This window comes from Methylobacterium sp. Leaf123 (assembly GCF_001423405.1).
GTDB lineage: Bacteria > Pseudomonadota > Alphaproteobacteria > Rhizobiales > Beijerinckiaceae > Methylobacterium.
In genome coordinates this window covers 1-16,079 of record NZ_LMNS01000021.1, presented here as the reverse complement: position 1 = coordinate 16,079, position 16,079 = coordinate 1, and the positions used below count along the sequence as shown (strand labels likewise).

The 16,079-nt window shown below is 68.5% G+C and carries 15 protein-coding genes and 1 tRNA gene; 6 read left to right on the top strand and 10 right to left on the bottom strand.

Going from position 1 to position 16,079, the window contains the following annotated elements; all coding sequences use genetic code 11:
* Positions 1–475 precede the first annotated feature (475 nt).
* Complete coding sequence (locus ASF53_RS13650; RefSeq protein ID WP_056199110.1) at positions 476–1,645, bottom strand: complex I NDUFA9 subunit family protein; 1,170 nt, start codon at positions 1,643–1,645, stop codon at positions 476–478.
* Positions 1,646–1,875: 230 nt separating this feature from the next.
* On the bottom strand, positions 1,876–2,544 hold the full coding sequence (locus ASF53_RS13645) for an alpha/beta hydrolase (protein WP_056199106.1): 669 nt from the start codon (positions 2,542–2,544) through the stop codon (positions 1,876–1,878).
* 487 nt (positions 2,545–3,031) lie between these two features.
* Between ASF53_RS13645 and ASF53_RS13640 the strand changes: the two genes are divergently transcribed.
* The 3 genes from ASF53_RS13640 (at position 3,032) to ASF53_RS13630 (ending at position 6,909) form a co-directional block, all read left to right on the top strand.
* The gene (locus ASF53_RS13640) at positions 3,032–4,201 is read left to right on the top strand and encodes an MFS transporter (protein ID WP_056199103.1); all 1,170 of its coding nucleotides are present in this window, start codon (positions 3,032–3,034) and stop codon (positions 4,199–4,201) included.
* 83 nt (positions 4,202–4,284) lie between these two features.
* Positions 4,285–6,462 (top strand): primosomal protein N', encoded by a 2,178-nt coding sequence (locus tag ASF53_RS13635; RefSeq protein ID WP_056199100.1) that lies wholly within the window; start codon positions 4,285–4,287, stop codon positions 6,460–6,462.
* Between the two features lie 84 nt (positions 6,463–6,546).
* A complete protein-coding gene (locus ASF53_RS13630) occupies positions 6,547–6,909 on the top strand; it encodes a SpoIIAA family protein (protein ID WP_056199116.1) in 363 nt (120 codons plus the stop codon).
* An 81-nt stretch (positions 6,910–6,990) separates the two neighbouring features.
* Here ASF53_RS13630 and ASF53_RS13625 read toward each other — a convergent pair whose 3' ends face one another.
* The 5 genes from ASF53_RS13625 to ASF53_RS13605 all read right to left on the bottom strand — a co-directional run bounded on the left by ASF53_RS13625 (position 6,991) and on the right by ASF53_RS13605 (position 10,884).
* Entirely contained in the window at positions 6,991–7,371 is a 381-nt protein-coding gene (locus ASF53_RS13625) for a hypothetical protein (RefSeq protein ID WP_056199097.1), read from the bottom strand.
* Positions 7,372–7,794: 423 nt separating this feature from the next.
* The gene (locus ASF53_RS13620) at positions 7,795–8,046 is read right to left on the bottom strand and encodes a hypothetical protein (RefSeq protein WP_056199094.1); all 252 of its coding nucleotides are present in this window, start codon (positions 8,044–8,046) and stop codon (positions 7,795–7,797) included.
* Between the two features lie 238 nt (positions 8,047–8,284).
* Positions 8,285–8,896 carry a cysteine hydrolase family protein gene (locus tag ASF53_RS13615; protein ID WP_056199092.1) on the bottom strand — a complete coding sequence of 204 codons (612 nt, stop codon included), beginning with the start codon at positions 8,894–8,896 and terminating at the stop codon, positions 8,285–8,287.
* Positions 8,897–8,928: 32 nt separating this feature from the next.
* Positions 8,929–10,101, bottom strand: coding sequence for a zinc-dependent alcohol dehydrogenase (locus ASF53_RS13610; RefSeq protein WP_056199087.1), 1,173 nt, complete (start codon positions 10,099–10,101; stop codon positions 8,929–8,931).
* Between the two features lie 129 nt (positions 10,102–10,230).
* Complete coding sequence (locus ASF53_RS13605; protein ID WP_056199084.1) at positions 10,231–10,884, bottom strand: FUSC family protein; 654 nt, start codon at positions 10,882–10,884, stop codon at positions 10,231–10,233.
* Positions 10,885–11,059: 175 nt separating this feature from the next.
* Here ASF53_RS13605 and ASF53_RS13600 point away from each other — a divergent pair, with 175 nt between their 5' ends.
* The 3 genes from ASF53_RS13600 to ASF53_RS13590 all read left to right on the top strand — a co-directional run bounded on the left by ASF53_RS13600 (position 11,060) and on the right by ASF53_RS13590 (position 13,240).
* On the top strand, positions 11,060–11,917 hold the full coding sequence (locus tag ASF53_RS13600; protein ID WP_056199082.1) for an SDR family oxidoreductase: 858 nt from the start codon (positions 11,060–11,062) through the stop codon (positions 11,915–11,917).
* Between the two features lie 67 nt (positions 11,918–11,984).
* The gene (locus tag ASF53_RS13595; protein WP_056199080.1) at positions 11,985–12,977 is read left to right on the top strand and encodes an SDR family oxidoreductase; all 993 of its coding nucleotides are present in this window, start codon (positions 11,985–11,987) and stop codon (positions 12,975–12,977) included.
* Positions 12,978–13,060: 83 nt separating this feature from the next.
* Positions 13,061–13,240, top strand: a complete 180-nt coding sequence (locus ASF53_RS13590) for a hypothetical protein (RefSeq protein WP_003604447.1) — start codon at positions 13,061–13,063, stop codon at positions 13,238–13,240.
* Between the two features lie 141 nt (positions 13,241–13,381).
* On the opposite strand, the gene ASF53_RS13585 is transcribed toward ASF53_RS13590, so the two are convergent.
* The 3 genes from ASF53_RS13585 to ASF53_RS13575 all read right to left on the bottom strand — a co-directional run bounded on the left by ASF53_RS13585 (position 13,382) and on the right by ASF53_RS13575 (position 16,064).
* Positions 13,382–15,013, bottom strand: coding sequence for an ABC1 kinase family protein (locus tag ASF53_RS13585; protein ID WP_056199112.1), 1,632 nt, complete (start codon positions 15,011–15,013; stop codon positions 13,382–13,384).
* A 150-nt stretch (positions 15,014–15,163) separates the two neighbouring features.
* Positions 15,164–15,643 (bottom strand): hypothetical protein, encoded by a 480-nt coding sequence (locus tag ASF53_RS13580; RefSeq protein ID WP_056199076.1) that lies wholly within the window; start codon positions 15,641–15,643, stop codon positions 15,164–15,166.
* A 344-nt stretch (positions 15,644–15,987) separates the two neighbouring features.
* Positions 15,988–16,064, bottom strand: a tRNA-Met gene (locus ASF53_RS13575).
* Between the last annotated feature and the right edge of the window lie 15 nt (positions 16,065–16,079).

The window sequence follows — 16,079 nt, the reverse complement described above, 5'->3', positions numbered from 1 at the left end:
CCACCCTTCAGCGATGAAGTCCGCAGCGCGGGATCACCCGGCGCCGGCAGTCCGCGGCGTCTAGAGCCGGCGAACCGTTCTGTCAACCGACCCAGTCAAGCGCCACAGCGCCCGGATCAACCGACACCCCGGAACTAGAAGGACAGCGATCGCCCGATCCAGTCACCCGGATCAGCTCCGCTCACCAACAATCCCGAAGACCGACCAAACCCCCGACCCACCATCCGGTGGACCGCGGCGCCCCGTCGGTGAAAGGNCCAGTCACCCGGATCAGCTCCGCTCACCAACAATCCCGAAGACCGACCAAACCCCCGACCCACCATCCGGTGGACCGCGGCGCCCCGTCGGTGAAAGGAGGTATAAGGACAGCCCCACACCGCGTCAATCGGAAAAACGCGGGGGAATCGAAAAACGCCCGCTACGGGCCGGCCTGCTGCGCCCGAGGGGCACTCCGCGAGCGGAGTGCCCTCCCCTCTCAACCGCGCGTCCCCCAACGGACGCCTTCGCGGCTTTCGCCAGCGGCCTGCTGGCCGATCGCGGGGCCGCTGGCGCGACCGGGGCGATGCGTCGACTGGGTCGACTCGCTGTGGGGGGCCAGGAGATCGGGCACGCCGGCCTCCGCCTCGGTGCCACGCCCTTGAGCGAATTGCCCCGCCTTGCGGAACCGCCAGAGATAGCCGGGCACGATCGCCTCGACCGCCGTCGGCACGATGCCGAGCGCCTCGATGGTGCGCCCTTCCGCCTTCGCCGCGTCCGAGACGACGTTGTCGATCTGAAGCAGGGCGACCTGATCACGTGTCAGTTTGAGGTTGGCCGGAAGCAGCCCGAGGGTCAGCGTGTCGGCGATCTCGATCACCCGAGCCTGCAGGCGTGCCACGGGCTCCGGCAGGTCGAGCACGGCGCGGCGGCGCATGGTCACTTCGAGCATGTAGCGCACAAAGTATTCGAGCGTATTCACCTCCGGCCCGCCGAGTTCGTAGACCCGGCCGCCGGGCACCAACCCATCGACCGCGCGGGCGATTGCCTCTGCGACATCGCCGACGAAGACCGGTTGGAAGCGGGTTTGCGCGCCGGCGAGCGGCAGGGCCGGCAGGAAGGTCGCGAGCGAGGCGAAGCGGTTGAAGAAACCGTCGCCGGGCCCGAACACCAGCGAGGGCCGGAAGATCACGGCATTGGGAGAGGCTCGCAACACCTCCGCCTCACCGAGCGCCTTGGAGCGAGCGTAGAGCGAGGGAGAATCCGGGTCGGCGCCGAGCGCCGAGACGTGGACCAGCTTTGCACCCACCGCCGCGGCGGCTCGGGCGATCTCGCCGGCCCCCTCGGTCTGGAGCTTCGAGAAGCGCTGGCTGCCCGATTCCTGAAGGATGCCGACGAGGTTGATGACGATGTCGGAATGCTCGACCGCACGGCGGATCGAATCGGGATAGCGAAGATTGGCCTGGACGCCGACGATCTGACCGACCTTGCCGAGCGGTTGCAGGAACAGGGCGAGATCGGGCCGGCGTACGGCGACGCGAATTCGATAACCGCGCTTTGCCAGGGCCCGCACCACGTGGCGCCCGAGGAAGCCGGACCCGCCGAACACGGTCACGAGCTGCGATTGCGGGCGGGTGGTCGCGCCGGGCGCGGTGACGAGGCTGCTCATGGCCGATGGAGGCCCCTTTATCTCGGGTGACACGTCGAGACGGGCGGCATGACCGCCACACGGCCGACGAGCCCCGGAGCGCGACCGTCGGCAGCACGCTCCTTAGACCAGTTTGAAGGCGAGGGCAGCCTGTCGACTTGAGGAAAATGGAACGGATCGCGCATCGTTCCAAGAGGTGGTTGCCGGCTCGTTCCATTGGCCGACTTTTGGCCCGCCCGCGGCGCGATCCTTCACCGGCGGCTGAAGCGCCCCTCGCGCAGGAAATGCAGGGTCTCGGCGGCCACGCTCCGGTTCCACATCATCGTCGGGTGCGCGGTCGGCAGCACGATATGGTCGGTCATCCCGTCGAGGCGGGTGCGCGCAACCGTGACGCGTCCGTCGTTCGGCCCCGGCAGCAGCCACAGCGAGGCCAGAGGATAGAGGCTACGGCGGCCGGCGATGATGCCGAGCGGGTAATCGACCGGGCCGAAGAGGCGTGCCTGCGCGGCCCCGCGCTCCGTGCCGAGTTCGGTGCCGGCCGGGCCGAAGAACCGGCGGTAGAGTGCGAGACGGTGCAGCGCATCGGCGATCTCGCTGCCGCCATTGGGCGGGCCCAGCATCACCACGCGCCCGAGCTTGTCCGGCCGGTGCCGGGCCAGGAGCACGCGGGCGACGAGACCGCCCATGGAATGGGTGACGATGTGGAGGCGCGCCACCTCCCCTGCGAAGGCTGCGACGGTAGGCGCGATCCCTTCGGCGATGTCGGCGAGTCCGAGCCGGCGTGCCGGATAATCGAGGTTGAGGGTGACGTAGCCGGCGCGTGTCAGCCGGCGTTCCAGCGGGCGCAGCGAGGCGGCCCGGCGAGCGATACCGTGCAGCAGCAGGACGCCTTCGGTCCCGTCGGCGCCCGTTCCGCTCATGGCCGTGTGGGCGCTGCGGCGGCGAATGCCTTGCAGTGGGGAGTGGTCACCGTTCGGTTTCTTCCGATGTATCGATGAGGAGCCAAGCCGTTGTCCCGAATGATGCTGCGCGCTCACGCTTGCGCGTCAAGGGTGGATCGGCTGTCGATACCGGCAGAATGCGGCTCTGCCTTCATCCGCCCCACGATCGTTAACCCGGAGACCGGGGGCCCATCGTCGCCGAACTCCGAGGTGGGATCACCCTCTGGAGGGCGGCAGCACTCCGGAAGCGGGCGCACCCACCTTCGCTTCGGCCGAGCCTGCACACGCCGATGGCTGGTCCACGGGCCGAGGACAGTGCGGTGCGGAGATCGCCGAATTGCGCTGAGGAACTCGAGTCGGCGCCGTTCGACAGGGGGCGAAGCAGGAAGACGGCGGCCGGCCGCACTTCGATCCGGAGGCATTCCCTGGCAGGGTCGCGGCGGGGAATTTCAGCGAGGCGTGCGGGGTGTCGGCGACGGAGGAAGGCACGGCGCGCGATGGGCGGACCGGTTCGGGCCGCCTCCTCCTGCTCTTCGCCACGCTCTACGGTGCCTATGGGGCGCTCTCGCCCTTCCTGCCCGCTTTCCTCGAAACGCGGGGATTGGGACCGAGCGAAATCGGAACGTTGCTCTCCGCCGCGATGCTGGTGCGGCTTGCCGCCGGGCCGCTGGCGGGACGGCTTGCCGACCGGCACGGGGCCGTGCGGGCCTTTCTGGCCGGAGCACTCGCCCTCTCGGCGGTGTTCACCCTCGCTTTCCTCGGTGGCCACGGCTTCTTCGTGCTGTTCACGGTCGCCCTCGCCCAGGCGGCGGCGACCGCGCCGCTCGCGCCGCTGGCCGATACGGTGGCGCTTGCCGGCAACCGCGACGGGGCCGTCTACGGCCGCATCCGCGGCGTCGGCTCGGCCGCCTTCATCGCGACCACCGTCCTTGCCGGTTCCATTATCGGGATCTTCGGCTACGGCGCCGGCCCCCTCGCCTGCGGCATTCTGTTCGCCGTCGGGGCCGCGCTGACATGGCACCTCCCGCGGAATGCCGCGCCCGCGATGCCGGCCGAGGGCGCGGGCGGTGGGTTTGCGGCGCTTGCCGCGAATGCCCGCTTCCGCCGGCTCGTCCTCACCGCCGCGCTGGTGATCGGCGCGCATGCGATGCACGACGCCTTCGCGGTGATCGTCTGGCAGGCAGCGGGAATCGGGCCGCGGGTGGCGGGCCTGCTCTGGGCAGAAGCGGTCTTGGCCGAGGTGGCGGTGTTCCTCTGGCTCGGGCCGCGGCTCCTGGCGCGGATCGGGCCGGATCGGGCGCTGGCACTCGCGGCGTTTGCCGGAGCGTTGCGCTGGGCGGTGCAGGCGCAGACCTCCTGGCTGCCCGGCCTCATCCTGATCCAAGCCCTGCACGGGCTGACCTTCGCGCTTCTGCATCTCGCCTGCCTGCGGCTGATCGTGGAGACCGTGCCGGAGCAGCGCCGGGCCACGGCGCTGACGGTCTACGGCACCTTCGGGCTCGGGCTCGCCTCCGCGCTGATGCTGCTGCTCTCGGGCTTCCTCTACGATCACATCGGCGCGAAAGGCTTCTGGGTGATGGCCATCGTCAGCCTGTCGGCCGTTCCCGTTGCGCGGGGGCTCTCGGGCATCCGATAAGGGCCAAGCCGCATTCGCCTCCGCTGGCAAGAACATATATAGAACATATCTGACCGCTCTCGTGATTCCATCCTCATGATTCCATGCCTGCCGTCGCCGATATCCTGATCCCGCTCGCGCTCGACACCGCCTACAGCTACGCGGTGCCGGCCGGCCTCACCCTCGCCGAGGGCGACATCGTGCAGGTGCCCCTGGGTCCGCGCGAGACGATCGGCGTGGTCTGGGGCCTCGACGAGCGGGCCTCGGGGGGAAACCTGCGGCCGGTGACGGGCAAGGTCGAGGCGCCGCCGCTCTCGGAGGGCTTGCGCAAGCTGGTCGATTGGCTCGCGCGCTACACCCTGGCGCCGAAGGGATCGGCGCTCGCCATGGCCCTGCGCCTGCCCGACGAGGCCGCCCGCAACGAGGCGCCGCGTGTCGGCGTGCGCGCCGCCGGCAAGCCGCCGAGCCGGCAGACGGTCGCCCGCGGCAAGGTGATGGCGGTCGCCGCCGACAACGCGGTGCGGGGCAAGAGCGCCCTTGCCAAGGAAGCCGGCGTCTCGCTCAGCGTGGTCGATGGACTGATCGATGACGGCGCGCTGGAGACCGTGGCGCTGATGCCCGAGCCCGTGGCGCTGCCGCCGGACCCGGACCATCCGCGGGTGCCGCTGTCCGATGCGCAGGCGGAAGCCGCGCATGCTCTCATCGCGAACGCCCCTTCCCCTGCCGATGCCGCGACCTGTGAGACGATCCTCCTCGAAGGCGTCACCGGCTCGGGCAAGACCGAGGTCTATTTCGAGGCGGTGGCCGAATGCGTGCGGCAGGGGCGGCAAGCCCTGGTGCTGATGCCGGAGATCGCGCTGACCGCGCAGTTTCTCGACCGCTTCGCCGGGCGCTTCGGGGTGCGGCCGGCGACCTGGCATTCCGGCATCGGCGGCAAGCGCCGCGAGCGGCTGCGGGCGGGCGTGGCCGCGGGCGACGTCTCGGTGGTGGTCGGCGCCCGCTCGGCCCTGTTCCTGCCGTTCCGGAATCTCGGCCTGATCGTCGTCGATGAGGAGCACGAATCCGCCTACAAGCAGGAGGACGGCGTCCATTATCACGCCCGCGACATGGCGGTGGTGCGCGGCAAGATCGAGGGCTGCCCGGTGGTGCTCGCCTCGGCCACGCCGTCGATCGAGTCGCGGGTCAACGCGCAGAGCGGGCGCTACCGCCACGTGGCGCTCCCCGGCCGCTTCGGCGGGCGGCCGATGCCCGACATCGCGGCCATCGACATGCGCCGCGACAAGCCGGAGCGCGGGCGCTTCCTGTCGCCGCCGATGGTGAATGCGGTGAAGGCGACGCTGGCGGCGGGCGATCAGGCACTGCTGTTCCTCAACCGCCGGGGCTACGCGCCACTCACCCTGTGCCGGGCCTGCGGCCACCGCTACCAGTGCCGCAACTGTTCGACTTGGCTCGTGGAGCACCGCTTCCGCCGGGCGCTGGTCTGCCACCAATGCGGCTACGCCGAGCGCAAGCCCGAGGCCTGCACCGAGTGCGGGGCCTTCGACCATCTCACGCCCTGCGGGCCGGGCGTCGAGCGGATCGCCGAGGAGGTGACCGAGCTGTTCCCCGAACAGCGCATCGTCGTGCTGTCGAGCGACTTTCCCGGCGGCGCCGAGCGGCTGCAGCAGGAACTGGAGACGGTGGCGGCGGGCGATTGCGACATCGTCGTCGGCACGCAGCTCGTGGCCAAGGGCCACAACTTCCCGCACCTGACCCTCGTCGGCGTGCTCGATGCCGATATCGGCCTCACCTCCGGCGATCCGCGCGCGGCCGAGCGCACCTTTCAACTCCTGCAGCAGGTGACGGGGCGCGCGGGGCGCGGCGAGCGGCCGGGACGCGCCCTGGTGCAGACCTACCAGCCCGAGCATCCGGTCATCGCCGCCCTGCTCTCGGGAGATGCCGACCGCTTCTACGAGGAAGAGATCTATGCCCGCGAGGCCGCGGGGCTTCCGCCGTTCGGGCGGCTCGCGGCGCTGATCGTCTCCGGGGAAGAGCGCGAGAAGGCCGAGGCGCATGGTCAGGCGCTGGCGCGCGTCGCCGAACCGCCGCCCGGCATTTCCGTGCTCGGACCGGCGGAGGCGCCGCTTGCCCTGGTGCGCGGGCGCTGGCGCTTCCGGCTGCTGGTGAAGACCGAGCGCGGCATCGACGTGCAGAGTTATCTGCGGGATTGGCTGGCGCGCGGACCGAAGCCGCGGGGTAACCTCAAGGTCGCAATCGACGTGGACCCGCAGAGCTTCCTATAATCGCGCCCGTCCGCCGTCGATCGAGGTCGCTTGCAGTTTGCTGCGGGCGCGCTCGTCCTCGGCTCATTCGAGGAGCGCCGCGCCTTGCTGACCTATGAGAAGAAGCCCGATTCCGCCATCGCCGAGATCGTCGTCGATGGGAAGATCTCCGATGAGGAGATGAACACGGTCATGACCGCGATGAAGGCCGACCTCGACAAGGGCGGCCGCATCAAACTCTTGGAAGACATCCGCAGCTTCGAGGGCATGGAGCCGGCGGCCTTCTTCAAGGATCCGCGCTTCGGCATCTCGATGATGAAGGGCGTGAGCCACGTAGCCCTTGTCACCGACGCGACCTGGCTCAAGGCCGTGGCCGAGACGTTCGGCTTCGTCTCGCCGGTGCAGATCAAGGTGTTCGAGCGCGCCCGTATCGGCGAGGCGCGGGCTTGGCTCGAAGCGGCCGCCTGACGACGTACGGACCCCTCACGCACGAAAAAAGGGGCGAGCCTTGCGGGCTCGCCCCTCTATTTTGAAAGACCGACGATCCGGTTACTCGGCAAGCGCGGTCCGGAGCGTGTGGCGCTTGGCCACCCAACGGCCGGTGCAGAGGCCGCCGGAGACGCGCCACGTGCCGGAGCCCGAGCGGGCCTGGAGCCGGCCCGAGGCGGTCCCGTTCGCGGCCGAAGCCGCGACGTTCAGGCCGACACCCCCATCCGCCCCGACACGGCCGCTCACCGTGGTGCCGCCGGAGGCCACCGCGGTGACCGGGCGGACCTGTCCATCCCGTACGGCCAAGGTGTAGCTGTATTGGGCGTCGCACATGCCGCTTTCGGTCACGAGTTGAACCGACCACGTCCCATCGAAATCTCCCGCCATCGCCGGCGAGGCAAGCGCGGCGGCCAGAGCAGCGGTGAGGGCGAACTTGAGCATGCAGCATCCAACTCAGCGACGAGGGTGAGGCGTACGGTGCGCCGTCGCCTGCGCTCTCCGTACCGTCGATCTGTGAGATGCCTGCACTCTACGGAAACAAGAGGCGATAATATGACGCCAACGAATGATTGTTCCCGACAGCAAACCTCGGCTGTTCGCAGGACGATCGACGCGCCGGCGAAAACAGAAGCGTCGCAATTCGCACCTCTTATGCCTCACGGTGTTGCAAGCGCAGCCTTAAAGACTGCGGGCACGCATTCTTCGAGCTGCGAAGATTGCCGCGGCGATGCGCTCGATGGGGCCAAGCTCCCCCGCCTGATCGCCATAGGGGGCATCGCTCCATCGGTGGGGCGGCAACTCATATTGGAAGCGGATGCGAGGGGCCGATCTCGTCGCTGGCGAACGCTGTTCTGAGGAGAGCCGTCAGGCGGACGGTTCGGAGAGGCGCGCTCGGTGGCGCTCAAGGGCATCGCGCAGGCTCGGCATGAAGGCGGACGTGGCATCGAGGCCGGCCACGCCCTCCGCGAGCCGATCGAGGGCCTTCACCTGCGCATCGAGACCGCCGAACGCGGCGAGATAGGCCCAGATCGCCTCGTCGGCCTCGCCGACCGGAACCGGTTGCTCGGATGCGAGCAGTGCCGAGAAGATGTCCAGGGTTGTGTCCAGGCTCGCCACGTCGGATCCGTTTCGGGGACATCCATCGGGTTGGGCTCGCGGCGCGCTCCGCCGAGGTGGATGCCGGTTCGGCAGAGCGCGGGTCGTAACGAGGGGCCCGCGCCATGCGCGGGCCGAACTCAGCGGTGGCGGGTGCCGCCGATCAGGCTTGCCGCCGCAACGAACCCGACGCCGGCAACGAGCACCACCGTCTGTCACACCGAAACCCGGCCGCGAACGGCCCAGTTTCCGTCGGCGATCAGGACCACGCGCCCAGAATCTCGTCGGTCGAGGCCGTCTCGATCTGCTCGCCGAAGCGGCTTTGGTAGAGAAACATCATCGCGTCGTAGGTCTGGTCGGCGGAAGAGCACACCGCATCGCAGGCGACGATCACCCGGTAGCCGCGATCGACCGCGCCGAGGATGGTTGCGAGCACGCAGACATCGGTCTCGCCGCCCGTCACCACAAGGGTGTCGATCGCCTCCGCTTCCAGCAATCCTGCCAGTTCGGGTTCCATCCAGGGGGAGTAGACGATCTTGTCGATCACCTTGGCCGGCGGCACGAAACGGGTCACGCTCGGCACCAGTTCGACCATGTCCGGGCCGAGCGCATCCAGGGTCATCTTGGGCCAGTGCTCGTAGTAGCGCTGCCAGGCCCCCCTTCCCTCCTCGGCCGAGCGGATCGGCACGAACCGGGTGAACACGGTCCGCGCCGGATGGGCGGCGGCGATGCGCTCGATGTTCGGCAGGATGCGGGCGAGCCAGGGCGTGTGCCAGTCGGTCTCCTCGGAAAACATCCTCTGCGCATCGACGCAGAGATGGGCGGCCCGCGGGCCGAGATCGCCGAATTTCAAACCGTCCTTGCGCGCCATGGCTCGCTCCGAGACCTTTCTTCTCTGTGCTTTTAGTTCGGGTGGAAGACGACCTTGACGCAGCCGTCCTTCTTGTCGCGGAAGGTCTTGTAGAGGTCGGGCCCGTCCGCGAGGTCGGCAGAGCGGTGGGTGATCAGCGAGGCGGTGTCGAACTTGCCCTGCTGGATCAGCTTGGTCAGCGGCTCGAGGTAGCGCTTCACGTGCGTCTGACCGCTCTTGAGGGTCAGGCCCTTCTGGACGATCGCACCCATATTGACGGGGATCGGCCCACCGTAGACGCCGGGCACCGAGACGATGCCGCAGGGCCGCACCGCGCGGATCGCTTCCATCAGGGCGTAGGGCCGCTCGGTCGACGTCAGCTTCTCCTGCAGCGTCGAGATCACGCTGGAGAGGCCGTGGCCGGCGCTGGCTTCCATGCCAACGCAGTCGATGACGCCGTCGGCGCCCTCACCCCGGCTGATCTCCTTGATGCGCTCGAACACGTCCTCCTTGGCGAAGTCGATGATGTCAGTCGCGCCGTATTTCCGGGCGAGCGCAAGGCGCTCGGGCACCGTGTCGATGGCGATGATCCGCTCGGCGCCCATGATCTTGGCCGACTGGATCGCGAACAGGCCGACGGGCCCCGCGCCCCAGACGGCGATGATCTCGCCGCCCTTGATCTCGCAATGCTCAGCGCCCTGCCAGCCGGTCGGCAGGATGTCGGTGAGGAACAGGACCGATTCGTCGTCCATGCCGTCGGGCACCTTCATCGGCGCCACGTCGGCCATGGGCACGCGCACATATTCGGCCTGCCCGCCGGCATAGCCGCCGGTGATGTGCGAGTAGCCGAACAGGCCGGCAGTGGTGAAGCCGAACTGCGCGGCCGCCATCTCGGCATTGCGGTTCGAGCGCTGGCAGACGGAGTAGTTGCCGAGCCTACACTGGCGGCACTCACCGCAATTGATGTTGAAGGGCACGACGATGCGGTCGCCCTTCTTGAACTTGGTGAAGCCCGGCGCGGTCTCGACCACCTCGCCCATGAATTCATGGCCGAGCACGTCGCCCGACTTCATGGTCGGCATCTGTCCGTCCATCAGGTGGAGGTCGGAGCCGCAGATCGCGCAGGCGGTCACTTTGATGATGACGTCGCGGGAATCCTCGATCGTGGGATCCGGCACCGTGTCACAGCGAATGTCACCTTTGCCGTGCCAGCAAAGTGCTTTCATAAAACGTCCTCGGAGCGTGGAAGGCGGTGCCTCTCGGGCATCCTGTCAGGAACCCCCGCTGCATACGGCCAAGTTCCCACCCGAGTTTTCCGGCGGGCGCCCGTCCGACACCCTTGCCGCCAGCCGACGTCAGAGCTTGATCCCGAACCTCCGGTTCAGACGCGTCACGAGCCAGACCGTGCCGATCGCCACGCAGACGCCCCAGCCGACCTCCAGCACCCGCGATCCCGCCATCCGCTCCACCGGCCCGAGATGCGGCACCAGCAGGATGATGGTGGCGGTGATCCCGGCCAGCCGGCAGGCGCTCGCCACGTTGACGAGCCAGCAGGTCAGGATCGCGAGCACGACCGTGGCGGCGTAGGTCGGCAGGGACGGTCCCAGGGTCAGGTAGGCAGCGAGCCCGATCAGTCCGCCGATCGCGGCGCCGGTGAATTGGTCGCGGGCCGTGGAGCGGGTCGCGCCGAACTCGGTCTGCGCGACGGCGACGGCGGTGATCGCGGCCCAGAATCCCTCGCGCAGGCCGAGCATCTGGGTCGGCAGATAAGCGACGATGGCAGCGACCGCCGACATCACACCATGCGCCAGCCCACCGGAGAAGCGCCGCCGCAGCGGCAGGCGCTTGCGCAACCGCGTGACCTGATCCCGCAGCCAGCGGATGCGGCTGGTATCGCGGTCGGCCCGGCGCGTCTCCTCGACGGCGGTCTCCGCCCGCGCGGCATCCGCGGCGGCGTGCTCCGCCGCATCCTCTCCCTCTTCACGATGTGAAGCCTGCTCGGCCCGCATCCGCTCTCCCTTCAAGCCCGACGATGCTCATCCCGGCCGCGGAACGAGCGAACACACCAACGCGCAGGGGCTCCTGCGGAGCACAGGCGCGGCGCGCGACAATTCGGCCGAACCCGACTCGTGCGGCGGGGTTGTCCGGGCACCCCCGACAACCGACAGCACCGGAGCAAGGTCGATGGAATCCTTCCCGAAGCCGCCTTTTCCCGACCAACCGCAGCCCATGCCCGGCTCCACGAATGCGATGAATCCGCGGCCCGACCACGGTGAGACGAGCTACAAGGGTTCCGGCCGCCTGGAGGGCAAGAAGGCGATCATCACCGGCGGTGATTCCGGGATCGGCCGTGCCGTGGCGCTGGCCTATGCCCGCGAAGGCGCCGACGTGCTCATCTCCTATCTCGATGAGGAGGAGGACGCCGCCGAGACACGTCAGCTGATCGAGGAAGCCGGCCGCAAGGCCGTGCTCGTGCCGGGCAATATCGGCGATGCCGCCCATTGCAAGCGCATCGTCGAGCGGGCGGTCAAAGCGTTCGGGCGCGTCGATATCCTCGTCAACAATGCCGCGCATCAGGCGACCTTCAACGATCCCGAGGAGATCTCGGACGAGGAGTGGGAGAAGACGTTCCAGGTCAACATCCACGCGATGTTCTACCTGACCAAGGCCGTGCTGCCGCACATGCGCGAGGGCTCGGCCATCATCAACACGACCTCGGTCAACGCCGACACGCCGACCCCGCAATTGCTGGCCTATGCCACCACCAAGGGCGCGATCCAGAACTACACCGGCGGCCTCGCGCAGATGCTGGCCGAGAGGGGCATCCGCGTGAATTGCGTCGCCCCGGGTCCGATCTGGACGCCGCTGATTCCCTCGACCATGCCGGCCGAGAAGGTGAAGCAATTCGGCTCGCAGGTGCCGATGAAGCGGCCGGGGCAGCCGAAGGAGCTCGCGCCGGTCTACGTGATGCTGGCCTCCGACGAATCGAGCTACGTCTCCGGTGCCACGGTGGCGGTGACGGGCGGCAAGCCGATTCTCTGATTTTGCAAAAATGCCGAACGGAAGCGTCCGGCCCTTCGGGGCGAGACGCCTTGGCCGGGAGTCTGCTTTGAAAAACCTTCACGGAGCCGTCGTCGTCATCACCGGCGCCTCGAGCGGCATCGGACGCGCCGGCGCCCTCGCCTTCGCGCGGGCCGGTGCCCATGTCGTCGTCGCGGCCCGGCGGCGGGACTTGCTCGACCGGCTCGCCGAGGAATGCAGCCGGCTCGGCTCGGCGGCGCTCGCGGTGCCCACCGACGTGACCGACCCGCAGGCGGTCGAGGCCCTGGCGCGGGCGGCGGAGGATCGGTTCGGCCGCATCGACGCCTGGATCAACAATGCCGGCACCGGCGTGTTCGGCCCGTTCCAGGATGCGCCGCTCGACCTGCATCGTCGCACCGTCGAGGTGAACCTGTTCGGGGCGATGCATGGTGCCTACGCCGTGCTGCCCCGCTTCCTCGAGCGGGGACGGGGCGTTCTCGTCAACATGGTCTCGCTCGGTGGCTGGGCACCGGCGCCCTTCGCCGCGGCCTACACGGCGAGCAAGTTCGGCCTGCGCGGCTTCTCCGCGAGCCTGCGCCAGGAATTGCGGCGCTCGCCCCATATTCACGTCTGCGCGGTGTTTCCGGCGATGGTCGATACGCCGGGCTTCGTGCACGGCGCCAACGTTTCCGGCCGCACCCTCGACCCCGGCCCGATGCTCTACGCCCCCGAGGAGGTGGCCGAGACGCTCGTTCACGTCGTGCGCCATCCCCGCGACGAAATCGCGGTGGGCTGGCCCGCCCGTGCCGCCCAGGCTGCCTACGCCCTGGCACCCGGCCCGACCGAGCACCTGATGGGCCTTGCTCTCAACCGGGCGCTGGACCGGGCGGACCCCGCCCCGGTGACGCACGGGGCGCTCCGTGCGCCGGTCCGCGAAGGCACGGCATCGGATGGAGGCTGGCTCGCGCGCAAACGGCTTCCGTCCGCCTCGACCTTGAGCGGACTCGGCCTCACCGTCCTCGGCCTCGGGGCTGCACTGGCCCTCAGGCATCTGATCGGCAGCCAGCGGTCGGGACGGTGAACGCGAAAGCCCCGGAGAAAACTCCCGGTTAAGCCTAAGCCCCTATCACCGGCTCATCGAGCCTGGTGACGAAAGGAGCGCCGATGACCAGGGACCAACTCGCGATTGAATTGAAGCGCATGGCCTCCTCGCAGGTCAGCGATATCGAGCGCGCGGTGAAGGCGGGGCACAAGACCATCGCCCTGAACGAACTGGCCGACCTCGACCGTCAGCTCAAGGCGCTGGCCGCCGCCCTCAAGGCCAAGCCCGTTATCCGCGCCTGAGACCCGACTTTCGGCCCCCGCGACAGCACCGGCCCCGCCCTCCTGGGCGGCGGCCGCGCGCACATTCGTCTCGGCATTCACGGCGCCCTTCAACCGGAGGCGGGCCGTCCGTTCAGAACACCGGGCCCCGCCCGATCGATCTCAACGATCGCGGCTCAGCAACACCAGCCAGCCGATCCCAAGCACCGCCACGGTCATCCCGATGATGACGAAGGCCGGCGTGCCGAGATCGATGAGCCGCGGCGCGAGCTGCGTGGCGAACGCCGCCACGACAAGGCCGACCGCGACCCGCGCGGCCCCCCGCTCGATGCCCCGCACGAGCTTGTCCATGCCCTTGAGCTCGATCTCGACGGTGACGCGCCCCTGCTTGAGGCGCACCAGCATGAGATGGATCAGCGTCGGCAGTTCGGAGGCCGCGCCGTAGAGGCCGGTCCCGAGCGATTCCGCCTTGCGCATCAGGCCGCGTAGCGAGAATTGCGAGCGCATGCTCGCCCGCACGGTCGGGCCGGCGGCGGCGAACAGGTCGAAACCGGGATCGAGCTGGCGCATGACGCCGTCGGCGGTCACGAGCCCCTTGAACAGGATCGCCAGATCGGTCGGCATCGCGAGGTCGTTCTCGCGGGCCATGGTCATGAAGTCGGTGAGCACGAGCCCGAGATTGAGCGGGATCGAGGAATGGGCCTGCACGAAGTTCTGGGCGGATTGTTCCAGCTTGCTCAGGTCCGGATTCGACGTGCCGGTCCAGTCGAGAAGCGTGGCCATCAGGCCATCGACATCTTGCTTGAGCATGGCGCCGATCAGCACGAGAAGCTGCTGGCGCCGCTTCTGCGACAGACGCCCGACGATGCCGAAATCGATGAAGCCGATCCGGTTGCCGGGCAGGATCAGCAGGTTGCCGGGATGCGGGTCGGCGTGGAACACGCCCTCGATCAGCGCCATGCGCAGGAAGGCGTCGCAGCCTTTCTGGGCCAGCGCCTTCTTGTCGGCGCCCATCGTCCGCAATGCGGCGCCGTCGTTCGGCGAGATGCCGTGGATGAACTCTTGGACGAGCACCCGCTCGGAGCACCATTCCCAGAAGATCTTCGGGATGACGATGTCGTCGCGCCCGGCGAAGATCTCGGCGATCATCTCGCAGTTGCGGGCCTCGTTGAGCAGATCGAGCTCGCCGTTGAGGCCGTTGGCGAGGTGGCGCATTTGCTCCTGAGGCTGATAGCGGGCCATTTCCGGCCACTCCGCCTCGACGATGCGGGCGCCATGCGCCATCAGCCGGAGATCCGCCTCGATGATCTTCCGCAGGCCCGGCCTCAGGACCTTGACCACGACCTCCTCGCCGGAATGCAAGCGCGCCCGGTAGACCTGGGCGATCGAGGCCGAGGCGATCGGATTGAGGTCGAACTCGGCGAAGACCTGTTCCGGCGGCGCGCCGAGATCGGCTTCGAGCTGCGGACCGATCAAGGCCCACGGCACCGGCTTCACCTGGCTGTGCAGCTTCTCCAACTCATCGGTCCAGACCGGCGAGAGCAGATCGGGGCGGCTCGCCAGAACCTGACCGAACTTGATGAAGGTCGGCCCCAGGGTCTCGATGGCGCGGCGCAGCCGCTCCGGCTGCGAGAGCCGCGTGACATCGACCCGCGGCGTTCGCCGGGGAATGAGCGGGATGTTGTGCAGCCCGAGTCGGTCGACGATCTTGGTCAGCCCGAAGCCGATCAGAACCGAAGCGATTTCCGAAAGGCGCTGACGGTCGCGCGCGGCGACGAAGGCTGTTTTGAGCATGACGGTCTTGCGTGTCGCGCGAAGCGTCGGTTCGGGCAAGACCGATCCGGCCCTCGCCGGGCATTTCGCAATGGCGCGGCCATGGGGCTTTTTTAGGATTGCGACCGCCGGGGCCGCTCTGCTCTCGCGCGGACCGGCGATCCGTCGCCTTCAGGGAGCGCTCGCCTCGGCGCGAACGTCGATCAAGACCTCCTCGACCGGATCGCTCGCCTCCGAGCGAACAGTGCGGAGAATGCCTGGCACGTCGGCGCCCGCCGTGCCGAATCGGGCCCAGGCCGCCTGACATCGGCGATGGTCCGCATCCGTCAGGAAATAGCGTTCCTGCTCATCCAGCAGCGTCGCGTAGACGGCGGCGCGCACGCTTCGCTCTTCGCCGACATAGAGCTGATAGACACGCTTCCAGAATGTCTCGTCGAGTTCCCACTCGCACTGGCCGGCCGCCTTCATCATCGCGAGCTTGCGAAGGCTCTGCCGCTCGGCATGCGACATGGCGAGGAAGCCGTAACGCGCCTTCAGCACCCGGCCTCCGGCGGCATAACCCTCGTCGCTGGTCAGGGCCCAGCCGAGATAAACGCCCGCCGTCCCCACGAACACGGCAGCCGTCAGAAGAAGCGCTCGCATGGCGGTCATGGGAAGGTCTCTCATGTCGAAAACCCATCCTGCGGCCAACCTGGGCGGCATCAAGGTGAGCGACCTCTGCCCTGCCCTGCGTTTGACGAGTGTCCAGGCTCGGGATTACCGAGAGCCCCCTCCCCTGCCTGCGGCGGGGTGCGGGGTGATCTGCTCGCGCCTGGTGGGTGGGTAAACCACTTCGCCGGGGTGGCGCGGTCTCTTCGCGCGGTCTGCGTACGGTTCAGCCGATCGATAGCGCAAACGTCAAAAGGCCCGCGGGCATGGTGGCCAGCGGGCTTGCGGTCGTTTGGGTGCTGTCGGTTGGTTTGTTGATCTGTGGTGGTGTTTGTCTGTGTGCGTGTTGGTTGCGGGGGCTGGATTTGAACCAGCGACCTTCAGGTTATGAGCCTGACGAGCTACCGGGCTGCTCCACCCCGCGCCAAACGCGTGGACG

Coding starts and splice junctions, on each gene's coding strand:
- ASF53_RS13645 (WP_056199106.1), bottom strand. CDS start 2,544: ATGAGCGGAACGGGCGCCGACGGGACCGAAGGCGTCCTGCTGCTGCAC.
- ASF53_RS13635 (WP_056199100.1), top strand. CDS start 4,285: ATGCCTGCCGTCGCCGATATCCTGATCCCGCTCGCGCTCGACACCGCC.
- ASF53_RS13610 (WP_056199087.1), bottom strand. CDS start 10,101: ATGAAAGCACTTTGCTGGCACGGCAAAGGTGACATTCGCTGTGACACG.
- ASF53_RS13585 (WP_056199112.1), bottom strand. CDS start 15,013: ATGCTCAAAACAGCCTTCGTCGCCGCGCGCGACCGTCAGCGCCTTTCG.
- ASF53_RS13615 (WP_056199092.1), bottom strand. CDS start 8,896: ATGGCGCGCAAGGACGGTTTGAAATTCGGCGATCTCGGCCCGCGGGCC.
- ASF53_RS13605 (WP_056199084.1), bottom strand. CDS start 10,884: ATGCGGGCCGAGCAGGCTTCACATCGTGAAGAGGGAGAGGATGCGGCG.
- ASF53_RS13625 (WP_056199097.1), bottom strand. CDS start 7,371: ATGCTCAAGTTCGCCCTCACCGCTGCTCTGGCCGCCGCGCTTGCCTCG.
- ASF53_RS13590 (WP_003604447.1), top strand. CDS start 13,061: ATGACCAGGGACCAACTCGCGATTGAATTGAAGCGCATGGCCTCCTCG.
- ASF53_RS13650 (WP_056199110.1), bottom strand. CDS start 1,645: ATGAGCAGCCTCGTCACCGCGCCCGGCGCGACCACCCGCCCGCAATCG.
- ASF53_RS13600 (WP_056199082.1), top strand. CDS start 11,060: ATGGAATCCTTCCCGAAGCCGCCTTTTCCCGACCAACCGCAGCCCATG.
- ASF53_RS13580 (WP_056199076.1), bottom strand. CDS start 15,643: ATGACCGCCATGCGAGCGCTTCTTCTGACGGCTGCCGTGTTCGTGGGG.